This is a genomic window from Flavobacterium taihuense (assembly GCF_019351435.1).
Classification (GTDB): domain Bacteria; phylum Bacteroidota; class Bacteroidia; order Flavobacteriales; family Flavobacteriaceae; genus Flavobacterium; species Flavobacterium taihuense.
This window is the reverse complement of the sequence record NZ_JAHWYN010000010.1, coordinates 122,863-135,889: the sequence shown is the minus strand read 5'-3', so window position 1 is coordinate 135,889 and position 13,027 is coordinate 122,863. Positions and strand designations below refer to the sequence as shown.

The window sequence follows — 13,027 nt, the reverse complement described above, 5'->3', positions numbered from 1 at the left end:
CTTAAAACAAAAACATGGAAGTTTTCAAAATAGAAGGAGGAGTTCATCTAAAAGGGGAAGTAATACCACAAGGAGCGAAAAACGAAGCATTGCAAATTTTGTGTGCCGTACTTTTAACGCCAGAAAGAGTAACAATCAACAATATCCCGGATATTATCGATATTAACAAATTGATAAAACTTTTGGGTAATTTGGGAGTTAAAATTGAGAAATTAGGACATGGTTCTTATACTTTCCAATCAGATGAGGTGAATGTAGGATATCTAGAAACTGAAGCTTTCAAGAAAGAAGGTGGTTCACTTCGTGGTTCCATTATGATTGTTGGGCCACTTTTGGCACGTTTTGGAAAAGGATATATCCCGAAACCAGGAGGTGACAAAATTGGACGTAGAAGATTGGATACCCATTTTGAAGGATTCATCAATTTAGGAGCTAAATTTAGATATAACAGAGAAGACCATTTTTATGGAGTAGAAGCTCCAGATGGACTTGTTGGAGCCGATATGTTACTTGATGAGGCATCTGTAACCGGAACGGCCAATATCGTTATGGCTGCTGTTTTAGCCAAAGGAAAAACAACAGTTTACAATGCTGCTTGTGAACCTTATTTACAACAACTTTGTAAAATGTTGAACTCTATGGGAGCCAATATTACAGGAGTTGGATCTAATTTATTGACTATAGAAGGAGTTGAAAAACTAGGAGGTTGTGTTCACAGAATTTTACCTGATATGATTGAAATTGGTTCTTGGATTGGTCTTGCGGCCATGACAAGAAGCGAAATTACAATTAAAGATGTAAGCTGGGAAAATCTAGGGGTGATTCCAAATGTATTCAGAAAATTAGGAATTACATTGGAGAAAAGAGGAGATGATATTTTTATTCCGGAACATATAGACGGTTACGAAGTAAAAACCGATATCGATGGTTCGATCCTTACTATTGCCGATGCACCTTGGCCAGGATTTACACCTGACTTATTGAGTATTGTATTGGTAGTTGCTACACAAGCCAAAGGAGATGTTTTGATTCACCAAAAAATGTTTGAAAGCCGTTTGTTCTTTGTTGATAAATTGATTGATATGGGAGCCAAAATCATGTTGTGTGATCCACATAGAGCTGTAGTTATAGGTCATGATTTTAAATCCGTTCTAAAAGCAACAACAATGTCTTCACCTGATATTCGTGCAGGAATCTCATTATTGATTGCAGCATTATCTGCTAAAGGAACGAGTACTATCCAAAATATTGAGCAAATAGACAGAGGATACGAACGCATAGACGAACGTTTAAGAGCCATAGGAGCTAAAATAGTTCGAGAAAAACAATAAGAAACATCAATTTTAAAAACGCTTAAATAAATTTAATTTTCATTTGAAAATAATTTTTTTAAGCGTTTTTTAGCACAAAAAAGTGAAATATGTCTAATGAAGAGAAAGCCATAAAGGCGACCTATTTTAGTATAATTGGGAACACTTCGCTAGCTCTTATAAAAGGTTTTGCTGGCTTTTTCGGGAATTCTTATGCCTTAGTTGCAGACGCCATAGAATCTACAACGGATATTTTTGCTTCTCTTTTGGTTTTATTCGGGATAAAATATTCCAATAGACCAGCTGATGACAATCATCCATACGGGCACGGTAGAGCAGAGCCATTAATCACCTTTTTGGTGGTTGGATTTTTAATCACATCGGCAACTATTATTGGGTATGAAAGTGTTATAAATATTCAAACGCCCCATAATTTACCAAAGCCTTGGACACTTTTTGTGCTTGGAGCGATTATTCTTTGGAAAGAGTATTCGTTTCGATTGGTGATGAAAAGAAGCAAGGAAACCAATAGTTCATCTCTCAAGGCTGATGCTTGGCATCACAGAAGCGATGCTTTAACTTCGATCGCTGCATTTATAGGGATTTCGATCGCTTTGTTTTTGGGGAAAGGATATGAAGCAGCTGATGATTGGGCTGCCTTGTTTGCATCAGTTTTTATCCTATATAATAGTTACCTCATTTTTAGACCTGCGCTTGGTGAAATCATGGACGAACATTTGTATGATGATTTAGTCGAAGAAATAAGGCAAGTCTCTCATCATGTAGAAGGAGTTATTGATACCGAAAAATGTTTCATCCGAAAAGCAGGAATGAAGTACCATGTTGATTTGCATGCCAGGGTGAGTGGAGATATATCGGTAAAAGAAGGTCATGATATATCGCATAGACTCAAAGATACTTTGCGAGAAGAAATACCGGAATTAGGACATGTCTTAATTCATATTGAACCCAATTAAAAGAGTTAAAACAAGAAAATAAAACCAATACGATTTATAGGCGTATTGGTTTTTTTATTTTTATTGTTTGGATTTAATTAAAAAATCTTTAATCCAACAATGATGCCGTCTTTTTGAAAACCATTTTGATAGGAACGAACATAATCCAAACGGAATATTTTGAGTTTTCCAAAACCAAGATTGTCTAAACCTACACTGTATTCAGTATAAGGGTTTCTATTTGGGATTGCCAGTAAATGATAGCCTAAAACTAAATTAGATTTCAATAGATTTAACAGAGGGATTTTATTCATAATATAACCTTTGTCATTATGCTCCGCATGCAATTCAAAATAGCTGTCATTGGTGCTGTTAGCATAGTAAGGCATCAAATTAAATACATTCAAATAACTTTCGGAAAACCCAATATAGGTTTGATTTCCATTAAAATGTTTGTAATCGACAAATGAGATTTGATCGGCGTTAAAGAATTTACCTCCTTTAGCATTTATGGATAGAATACCTTTATTGCCTAATTTTGATTCATAGAAGACTTTGGCTTTTAAATGGTCAAATTCATAATTCTTTTCGCTCCCAGCCAGTCCCTTTTCATAACCTAATGTCAGTATAGGATAATTACCGTTTGAAAAATCGTACTTTCCGTCAGGACGTGTAATGTAGTTCTGATCAAAATTAATTCGGGCTTCCAGATTGGCTTTTACCAAATTGTATTTTTCAAAAGGTGGCGTAGTGTAATCATTCGGAGCCAAAGGATTATTAGACGTATAGTCTTTCTCTTTTTGTAAAAAAGTATAATCGGTAGTGTTGAATAATGGTTTGTTTTCCAAATAATCCATTTTTGCCTTTAGGAATATTCCATTGGTAATTTCACGTTGGTACAAAATAGAGATAAAATTATTTTCATAAATCTTCATCAAGTTTTCTTTAAAAAACAAAGTGGTAGCGGAGTTTAATAACTCTTTTATAGGTTTTTCGTCATTGAATTGCGCTACTCGACTTCCGCCAGAAATTTGAATTTCACTTTTATTAATATTGTTGAATTTGTGGATAAAACTTCCTGTTGATCTAAATTTATCTTCTGAGAAACCGTAATCAAAATCAACTCCAAATCGAGTGTATTTTCCTTTTTCGCGGTCGTTTTTTGTATAAGATAAACCAGTGTTAATTTTCCAACCTTGTACCGTATTGAAATTGATACCTTTTAGTAAACCATCATAATTGGCGGACCATTTTTGAAATGAATTTTTATAGGAATAACCAGTAATAGGGTCGGATATATGGAATCTATTGTGTTTTCTATCAATAGAATCCAGATACACTTGTGATTTTTTCTTGGTTTGCAAACTGTCTTTTTTGATATAATCTGTGCTTTCTTCAATAGTCAAAGGTATCGGACGAATGGTATTCCAATATTCATCTTCTTTTTTATTTGCATTTTCTTCAAAAGTCAAAACTTCCTTTGTAAATGTTTTTTTAGTGAATGGGGGGTCGAATTCAAAATTAGAAAACACATAAGTAAATCTACCCGAAATATTAATGCCTAACATTCCAAAGGTAAAATCGATTGTTTGAGTGTTTTTTACCCAAATTTTAGTGACTGAATTGTAACTGAAATTTTGTTTTAAAGTCAATAAATTCAAAGCTGGATTTTGCATTTGTTCGCCCGTGATGTTAACGTCTACAGCATAAATAGCCCAACTGTCATCAATAATATAAATATAGCCTTCCATAACAGGTTCAGATGGTCTTTTTGGAGTGACTTTTATTTTATTGATTTGTTGGTTGTTTTCATTGTAAAAGGAACCTTCCAGTTTGTATTTATAATAGCTAAAAGCATTGTCTGCAATAGGTGAAACTACATTGACGTCAAAATCTAAGTAATTGTCATAAAAATCAAAATTGGCAGAGGCTGCATTATTAAAGCTGAAGCCGCTATCATTTCCACTTACTTTGGAAGCTATAATAATTTCTTTCATTTTGTCTGGTTTCTGAAATGTAATTTTAGAAACGGTTTCCGATAAATAAAGGATACCACTACGAGTGGAATCCAGTACTTCATCAAACATATCCAGTTTTCGTCCTAGAATTTTTTTGGGAGCATCTTTAATTCTGAAAATCCCTCGAGAATAAAAATCAGCTTTGTAGTTAGCAGTTTTTTCTATGTTTGCTTTTTTATTGGCAATGGCATTTTTTATGATGTGATTGGCTGGATTATCTTTTGGATTGATCACGACCTCATTTAAAGTAAAGCTTTCCTCTATTAATTTTATATCTAAATTGTATGGGAAAGAGATGATGTCTATGGTTGATTTTTGAGTTTTAAATCCTAAAAATTGAAAGACAATCGTGTGCTTGCCTAGCTTTTTTGTGTTTAATTCATAGAATCCCTGCTCGTTGGAAGTGGTTCCAATATAGGTGTTGTCTTCGTAAATGGTAACGGAAGGTAAAGGGTTTCCTTTTTCATCGGTTATTTTGCCTTTAATTTGGGCAGAACAAAAAAGGCCGGTAACTAAAAAAAGAAACAAAAAAGCGTTTTTCATAAATGTAGTTTTGATGTTGGACGCTTTTTTGTAAGTGATGTTACATGTAAAAATGTATGAGTTTTTATAAATTTTTGTTAAAAAAGTATTACAAAAATGACTGGATACCCAAGTCATAACTTTTTAAACCGAAGCCAAGAATTACTCCTTTGGCATTACCGGAAATATAAGATTGATGTCTAAAACTTTCGCGGGCATACGTGTTTGAAATGTGTACTTCAATTACTGGAGTCGTCACTGCTTTGATCGCATCGCCAATTCCTATAGAAGTATGAGTATAGGCACCTGCGTTAAGGATGATACCGTCATAAAAAAAACCCAGTTCTTGTATTTTGCCTATTAGTTCCCCTTCAATATTGCTTTGGTAGTAGGTCAGCTCTATTTGAGGAAATTTATTTTTTAAAATTTCAAAATAATCTTCGAATGTTTGGGTTCCGTATACTTCGGGTTCTCTTTTTCCAAGTAAATTTAAATTTGGACCATTAAGGATGGCGATTTTCATATCTTTTAGTTTCTGTAAAAATAAATAAACCAAATCTAATTGTGATAGTCAATTTCATCAAAAATGGTAGCTTTTTTAAAATAAAACGCATTCTAATTATTTTGTTAGGAAAAAGCAACTATTTTTTCTATTTTTTATTGATTATTGGATATAAATGTCTTATTTGTAGTTATTTGTGATTTTATTTTTAAGATTAAATTAAGATTTAGTTAGCTATTTTTGAGTTGTATTTCGTACATTTATTGGAATATTAACAAACAAAACAAACAAAATGAAAAAAATTATTGTAGTATTAGTAACAGTATTTGCATTCAGTTTTGCAAATGCTCAAGATTCGGGTATGCCAAAAGCTACTTTCTCAAGAGGAGATATGTGGCTTGAGGGTGGAATTACTTTAACGACTGGAGACAGTAGTGATGATTATTTTGCATTAACACCTAAATTTGGTTACTTTTTGGATGAAAAATGGGCCGTAGGTGCCGATTTTAATATCTCATCAGTGTCTTATTTGCCTAATAGTAATAATCTTGATAAATCAAATTCCTATGGAATTGGAGTGTTTGCAAGATATTATTTCTTGAATTTAGGGAATTTCAAGGCATTTGGTGAAGCTGGATTGGGTTACAACCATACAAAATTGGAATACATGAATGGAACCACTAATATGAATAATGGTATTAAAGCCAATATTGATTTGGGAATCAATTATTTTTTCACTCCTAAGTGGGCTGCTACATTTACACTAGCTGAGGTTTTAAGCTATAACAATGCAAATCCTGAAAATGGGTCTAGTACAAGTGACTTAGTAATAAATGTGAATTTATTTAACAATATTTTTGCTCAACCTAAATTTGGATTATTATACAAATGGTAATTTAAAATTATTGAAAAACTATTGAGCCTCCCAATTTGGGAGGTTTTTTTATCCGATAAATCCTTATTTTTTTTGTAAAAAATAATCATGCAATGACTTGATTGTTAAGATTTTATTTTGTTTGGTTTTTATGTAGGAAAGATATTGTTTTTATTATGTTAGAGTAAAAGCTTTTTATGATATATTTGCGGAAAATAACTATTAAAACAAAAAAATGAAAAAAATTATTTTATCAGCAGTAGCTGTATTCGCATTTGGATTTACAAATGCACAAGGTGTTAAGTTTGGTGTTAAAGCTGCCTTAAATGTTTCTAGTCTTACTGGAGATGTTGACAATGCATCTTCATTAGTAGGTTTCCAAGTGGGAGGTTTTGCTGAAATTAAACTTACTGAGAAATTTGCGGTTCAACCTGAGTTAATGTACTCTGCTCAAGGTGCTGATAGTGACGGGGATAAATTTAATTTAGATTATATTAATATTCCTGTAATGGCAAAATTTTATGTAGCAAAATCTTTTAGCCTAGAAGCTGGACCTCAAATTGGCTTTTTAATGTCTGCCAAAATAGAAGGTGAAGATGTTAAAGATTTTGTAAGTTCAACTGATTTTAGCGCTAATCTTGGTGCAGGATTTGATTTTACTGAAAATTTATCCGCTGGTTTAAGATACAATTTTGGTTTGACAAATGTGTACGATGTTGAAGGATTTGATGATTCAATTAAAAATGGAGTTTTCTCAGTATCTTTAGGATATAAATTTTAATATTTTATTAGAGTTCAAAATTAAACCTCCCAACTAGGGAGGTTTTTTTATGCATTAAAAATTTTTAAACAGTGTTAGAATGAAAATGTAACTCTTCTTTATGAATGTCTTAATTTTATGAACGTCTAAATTGGGAATGCTTTTTTTGCTTTAAGTAGGAAAGACATTGTTTTTATTTTGCTAAAAGCGTATTTATTTTTAATATATTTGTAGAAAATGATTAATAAAAAAAACAAAAAAATGAAAAAAATTATTTTAGCAGCTGTTGCTGTGTTGGTATTTGGGTTTACAAACGCACAAAAAGCCCAATTTGGTATAAAGGGAGGTCTAAATGTTGCAAATCAGATTTATTCTGAAGATGGAGCCCCAAGCCCTTCTTCAATAATAGGTTTTCACATTGGTGGTTTTGTTGAAGTTAAAATGTCTGATAAATTTTCTATTCAGCCCGAAGTACTATATTCAACTCAAGGAAGTAAATTTGATATGAATGTTGATTATAATGGTACTAATTATAATACGGAGGATGTTTTTAAATTATCATATATTAATATTCCTATTATGTTTAAATATTATGCTGCAGAACGATTTAGTTTAGAAGCTGGTCCGCAAATTGGTTTTTTGACTAGTTCGAAATTAGATGTTACAGTTTTAGGTCAATCAGTATCGCAAAATGCTAAAGATCTTTTTGAATCGGTTGATTTCGGTTTAAATATTGGAGCGGGATTTGATTTTACAAAGAATTTTTCTGCAGGGGTTCGTTATAATTTTGGTTTGGCTAATGTTGCAAAAACCGAAGGTGGTGATGATTCTACTGTTAAAAACGGAGTTTTCTCAGTATCACTAGGATACAAATTCTAATATTTTATTTAGATATTGTTTATAAACCTCTCAGAGCGAGAGGTTTTTTTTGTTTAAAAAATTCCTTACTTTGTTGCAATGAATTGGGAATCGTATATAAAGAGTTATAAGTCTTATCTTAAAATTGAAAGAGGTTTGTCAAAAAACACCATTGATAATTACTCTTTTGATCTGGATCGGCTGCGTCTGTTTTTAACTCAAAACTCGATTGAGGTTTCGCCAATAAATATTGATGAAGAAACATTGCAGCAATTCATTTATGCTATATCCAAAGAAGTAAATCCTAGATCTCAGGCCAGAATAATTTCGGGTTTGAAAAGCTTTTTTTTGTATTTAATATTTGAAGATTTTAGAAATGACAATCCTTTGGAATTAATAGAATCTCCAAAAACTGGACGTAAACTTCCAGATACCTTGGCTGTCGAGGAAATAGACGCTATTATTTCGGCAATCGATTTGAGTTCTAATGAAGGAGAACGAAATAGAGCGTTACTAGAAACTTTATACGGTTGTGGACTTCGGGTTTCTGAATTAGTTGCCTTAAAAATATCCGATTTGTTTTTTGAGGAAGGATTTGTCAAAATTACCGGAAAAGGCAATAAACAGCGTTTTGTTCCAGTTGGAGATTTGACCCAAAAATATATTGGAATTTATAGAAAAGAAGTGCGTGTCCATCTGAATATTCAAAAAGGTTTTGAAGATACCTTATTTCTGAACCGAAGAGGACGCCAATTGACTCGCGCGATGATTTTTACTATTATTAAGGACTTGACCGTAAAAATCAATCTAAATAAAAAAATCAGTCCGCATACTTTCAGGCATTCGTTCGCAACGCATCTGTTGGAAAATGGTGCCGATTTGCGTTCGATCCAGTTGATGCTGGGTCACGAATCCATTACTACGACTGAAATTTATGTTCATTTGGACAGGAAATTTTTAACAGAAGTTATGAAAGCTTATCATCCTAGGAAGTAATTTTTGTATTAAATCTTTTTTTTTATGTTAATATCTGTTTTGGATTCAATATTTTTGTTAGCACATCAATGAAGTATCATAAGTTATGATTTTTACAGCCAATAAAAACCCAGAAGACTTAAATAAATTATACGAAAGTTTAATTAAGCAGCTTCCAAATATTATTTTTCAGATAAGGGTGAATTCCCAAAAGCAAATTGCTGTCGATTTTTTGAGTAAACCCATTGAGTTTTTAGATGAATTTTCCATAAACGAATTTCTGGAAGACTCATACAAATTATCGAATTATAAAATTTATGAACCGGATTTAAAAGTCTTTTTAGATTCTTACGAAAAGGCCATTATAAGCAACGAAAAATGGGAAATTGATTTCAGATTGCTAATGCCGGAAAGCGGTTATAAATGGATTCGTATTGATGCCACACCCAAGAAAAACGATAATGATGAGGTGGTTTTTTACGGGCTGATTTCAGACGTGACGGTTGTAAAAGAACAGGAAATCCGATTAAAGGTAGCGGACGAAAGGTATCATTTTGCCGTACAAGCATCGGACAGGGGAGTCTGGGACTGGGATTTGATAACGAATAAAGTCTATTATTCATCAGAGTCGATGAAAATTTTGGAACTGACAGAATCAGATTTGGTTGCCGCTCCCGAAGAATGGGATGAAAGAGTCCATCCAGACGATAGGGAAGAATATTATGGAAACATAAATCTACATTTTGACAATAAAATACCTTTTTATGAAACTTGCCACCGCGTTCTTTGTAATGGTAAGTACAAATGGATTCTAGACAGGGGTAAAGTTATAGAAAGAGATGATGATGACAAGCCAATGCGAATAGTAGGTACGCATACCGACATATCTGCGCAAAAAGAAAAAGAAATTGAGTTGGCCAAAATGCTCGAAATTGTAAATACGCAAAATAATAAGTTATTGAATTTTGCACATATTGTATCCCACAATTTAAGAACTCATAGCGGTAATATAAAATCACTGCTCGATTTGCACCAGGAAGGGCTTCTTTCGAATGAAGATACGTTTAGTAATATTCAGATTGTTTCGGATGAATTATTCTCCACAATCGAAAATTTAAACGATTTGGTTAGTATATACACCGAGAGGGAAAACAATATGCAATTGTTGAATGTCAATAGTTTTATTGATAAAGTTTTGGACGTTTTGAATGAGTCAATTAAGATAAAAGGAATTCAGGTCATGAATTATGTTCCTGGCGCAGTAAAAGTATTTTGTGTGCCAGCCTATCTGGAAAGCATCATGTTGAACTTAGTTACCAATGCAATCAAATATTCCGATTCTAGTAAAGAACCTAAAATCGTTTTTACAACCGAACATAATGACGATTTTATTGTTTTGAATGTAAAAGATAATGGTTTGGGAATTGATTTAGAAAAGCATAAAGATTCTATTTTTGGATTGTATAAAACATTTCACAGGAACAATGATGCGAGAGGAGTTGGATTATATCTTACGAAAAACCAAATTGAAAATATGGGAGGCAAAATTGAAGTAGAAAGCACGCTTAATTTTGGAACAACTTTTAAAATTTATTTTAAAAAAGGATAATCAACGGTATAAAATAAATACTCAAAATAAAAACTCCAAATTTCAAAGTTAGATTCTAACAATTGGAATTTGGAATTTTAGTATTTATAATTATTCACTATTATCGGAGTGAAGATTATTTTGCAATATTAACGGCTCTGGTTTCTCTGATTACGGTAACTTTCACCTGACCTGGGTAGGTCATTTCGGTTTGTATTTTTTGAGAAATTTCAAATGATAAAGTAGCGGCATTGTCATCAGATACTTTTTCGCTTTCTACAATTACACGAAGTTCTCTACCAGCTTGAATAGCATACGCATTTTTCACTCCGCTAAATCCGTAAGCCACTTCTTCAAGATCTTTCAAACGTTGAATGTATGAATCCAAAACTTGTCTTCTGGCTCCAGGTCTAGCTCCTGAAATTGCATCACAAACCTGTATGATAGGCGATAACAATGATTTCATTTCTATTTCGTCGTGGTGAGCTCCAATCGCGTTGCAAACTTCTTCTTTCTCGCCATATTTTTCAGCCCATTGCATTCCTAATAATGCATGTGGTAAATCACTTTCAGCATCTGGCACTTTACCAATATCGTGAAGTAATCCAGCTCTTTTGGCCAATTTAACATTCAATCCTAATTCGGCAGCCATAATTCCACAAAGTTTTGAAACTTCACGGGAGTGTTGCAATAAATTTTGTCCGTAAGAAGAGCGGTATTTCATTCTACCCACTACTTTTATCAATTCAGGATGTAAACCGTGGATTCCTAAATCAATCACGGTACGTTTACCTACTTCAATGATTTCATCATCGATCTGTTTTGTAGTTTTGGCAACTACTTCTTCAATACGAGCCGGGTGAATACGTCCATCCGTAACTAATTTGTGTAATGCTAAACGGGCAATTTCTCTGCGTACAGGATCAAAACAAGAAAGGATAATTGCTTCAGGAGTATCGTCAACTATAATTTCGACTCCGGTTGCAGCTTCAAGTGCTCTAATATTTCTACCTTCACGTCCAATGATTCTACCTTTTACGTCATCGGATTCGATGTTAAAGACCGAAACGCAGTTTTCTACTGCTTCCTCAGTTCCAACTCTTTGAATAGTGTTGATGATGATTTTCTTGGCTTCTTGTTGAGCTGTTAATTTAGCTTCTTCAATAGTATCTTGAATATGGGACATTGCTTTGCTCTTAGCTTCCGCTTTTAAACCTTCAACTAGTTGCTCTTTTGCTTCATCGGCAGAAAGTCCAGAGATAACTTCCAGTTGTTGCAATTGACTTTTATGCAGTTTGTCAACTTCTAGTTGTTTTTTCTCTAAATTTTCAATTTTAGAATCATATTCTGCTGTTTTTGCTTCAAAATCATCATTTATTTTTTTTGCTTTTGATAATTCATTTGAAATTTGAGATTCTTTGTCGCGCACTCTTTTTTCTACTTCAGCTACTTTTTTGTCTCTGGCTAGAATTACTTGTTCGTGTTCTGATTTTAGTTCAATAAATTTCTCTTTGGCTTGAAGAATTTTATCTTTTTTAATGTTTTCGGCTTCAAGATTGGCATCTTTTAAAATTGATGCGGCTTCTTTTTTTGCACTTTTAATTAAATTAGAGATGTTGCTTTTTTCAATGATTTTGGCGATTCCAAATCCTGCTGCAATACCTGTAATTCCTGAAATAATTATTGTTAAGATGTCCATGTTTGTTAAAATTTATATATAAAAAAAGCCTACATTAGAAGTTGTATAAACTCGAAAAGACAAGTTTTGAGCTAACTCACTGTTCAAGTTTCCTCGCCGAAGCGTGGCATGCTTTAGTAGTGATGATTTGCTCATTCTAAATTGTTAGTGTTGAGTTTACCAATATGAACTAATGTAGGCAGTATCTTAGTCTTTGTAAAGAACGTTTAATTTTCGAGATATTCGTCTAAAAGTAAATTGATTTTATTTAATCTTTCAATGGTTTCCTCGCCATTTATAGCATTATCAATTTGTTTTTGTTCTGCTTGAGAAGCAAATTGTAAAGCACACATAGCCAATACATCTTGTTTATCTCGCACAGCATAATTTTCTTCAAATTGCTTAATCATTGCGTCAATCTTTTTTGAAGCACTTCTAAGTCCTTCTTCCTGAGCGAAATCAACCGTTAAAGGATAAACCCTGTCTGCAATTGATATTTTAATTTTAAGCTTTTCGTCCATAATTTTTACTAATCTGATAGCTGGGCTATACAGTAATCAATTTCACGAATTATTGAATTTATTTTAAGCTTTGTATCTCTTTTATTATCGTCACTGCCTAATAATGCATTGGCTATTTTGAGTGTTTCTAATTGTGTTTTTAGGGCTTCAATCTCTTGGGATTGATTTTGTATTAACACTGCAGCGTTCTTTATCTCTATGTACAATTCTTGATTGTTTTTTTCTAAACTTTTTATTTTTAAAAAAAGTTTTCCAATCTTATTTTCAAGAGTATCAATTATTTCTGCAATCACACTCATTATAATTCCTATTCATTACTTAATCTTACAAAGTTAGTATTCCTTTTTATTATTGCAATATTTTATCGATTTTTTTACGTTAAAAAAATCAATTAATTATAAATCAGCTTATTGTGTTTTGGTTTGAATTTGTCTTGTGGGTTTTAGTTGCTTTTTTTAACTTAGC

Annotated in this window: 12 protein-coding genes; 7 read left to right on the top strand and 5 right to left on the bottom strand. The window is 32.7% G+C overall.

The features are described 5' to 3' along the window. The first annotated feature begins 14 nt into the window (after window positions 1-14). Window positions 15-1,331, top strand: a complete 1,317-nt coding sequence (gene murA / locus KZH69_RS12685; RefSeq protein ID WP_219317848.1) for a UDP-N-acetylglucosamine 1-carboxyvinyltransferase — start codon at window positions 15-17, stop codon at window positions 1,329-1,331. A gap of 89 nt (window positions 1,332-1,420) precedes the next feature. Further along, complete coding sequence (locus tag KZH69_RS12680; RefSeq protein ID WP_219317847.1) at window positions 1,421-2,287, top strand: cation diffusion facilitator family transporter; 867 nt, start codon at window positions 1,421-1,423, stop codon at window positions 2,285-2,287. 77 nt (window positions 2,288-2,364) lie between these two features. Here KZH69_RS12680 and KZH69_RS12675 read toward each other — a convergent pair whose 3' ends face one another. Together KZH69_RS12675 and aroQ are read right to left on the bottom strand one after the other, a co-directional pair. Further along, a complete protein-coding gene (locus tag KZH69_RS12675) occupies window positions 2,365-4,827 on the bottom strand; it encodes a DUF5686 and carboxypeptidase regulatory-like domain-containing protein (protein WP_219317846.1) in 2,463 nt (820 codons plus the stop codon). Between the two features lie 88 nt (window positions 4,828-4,915). Further along, on the bottom strand, window positions 4,916-5,329 hold the full coding sequence (gene aroQ, locus KZH69_RS12670) for a type II 3-dehydroquinate dehydratase (RefSeq protein WP_219317845.1): 414 nt from the start codon (window positions 5,327-5,329) through the stop codon (window positions 4,916-4,918). 271 nt (window positions 5,330-5,600) lie between these two features. Here aroQ and KZH69_RS12665 point away from each other — a divergent pair, with 271 nt between their 5' ends. The 5 genes from KZH69_RS12665 to KZH69_RS12645 all read left to right on the top strand — a co-directional run bounded on the left by KZH69_RS12665 (window position 5,601) and on the right by KZH69_RS12645 (window position 10,384). After that, complete coding sequence (locus tag KZH69_RS12665) at window positions 5,601-6,203, top strand: outer membrane beta-barrel protein (protein WP_219317844.1); 603 nt, start codon at window positions 5,601-5,603, stop codon at window positions 6,201-6,203. Window positions 6,204-6,417: 214 nt separating this feature from the next. Beyond that, complete coding sequence (locus tag KZH69_RS12660; protein WP_219317843.1) at window positions 6,418-6,963, top strand: porin family protein; 546 nt, start codon at window positions 6,418-6,420, stop codon at window positions 6,961-6,963. A 240-nt stretch (window positions 6,964-7,203) separates the two neighbouring features. Beyond that, window positions 7,204-7,821: a porin family protein gene (locus KZH69_RS12655; protein WP_219317842.1), complete on the top strand. Its 618-nt coding sequence runs from the start codon at window positions 7,204-7,206 to the stop codon at window positions 7,819-7,821. 78 nt (window positions 7,822-7,899) lie between these two features. Next, window positions 7,900-8,796 carry a site-specific tyrosine recombinase gene (locus KZH69_RS12650; RefSeq protein WP_219317841.1) on the top strand — a complete coding sequence of 299 codons (897 nt, stop codon included), beginning with the start codon at window positions 7,900-7,902 and terminating at the stop codon, window positions 8,794-8,796. 85 nt (window positions 8,797-8,881) lie between these two features. Beyond that, a complete protein-coding gene (locus KZH69_RS12645; RefSeq protein WP_219317840.1) occupies window positions 8,882-10,384 on the top strand; it encodes a PAS domain-containing sensor histidine kinase in 1,503 nt (500 codons plus the stop codon). Between the two features lie 115 nt (window positions 10,385-10,499). On the opposite strand, the gene rny is transcribed toward KZH69_RS12645, so the two are convergent. The 3 genes from rny to KZH69_RS12630 all read right to left on the bottom strand — a co-directional run bounded on the left by rny (window position 10,500) and on the right by KZH69_RS12630 (window position 12,861). Beyond that, window positions 10,500-12,062 (bottom strand): ribonuclease Y, encoded by a 1,563-nt coding sequence (gene rny / locus KZH69_RS12640; RefSeq protein ID WP_219317839.1) that lies wholly within the window; start codon window positions 12,060-12,062, stop codon window positions 10,500-10,502. 206 nt (window positions 12,063-12,268) lie between these two features. Continuing rightward, window positions 12,269-12,562, bottom strand: a complete 294-nt coding sequence (locus tag KZH69_RS12635; RefSeq protein ID WP_111410667.1) for a cell division protein ZapA — start codon at window positions 12,560-12,562, stop codon at window positions 12,269-12,271. A gap of 8 nt (window positions 12,563-12,570) precedes the next feature. After that, window positions 12,571-12,861 (bottom strand): coiled-coil domain-containing protein, encoded by a 291-nt coding sequence (locus KZH69_RS12630; protein WP_219317838.1) that lies wholly within the window; start codon window positions 12,859-12,861, stop codon window positions 12,571-12,573. Window positions 12,862-13,027: the final 166 nt, after the last annotated feature.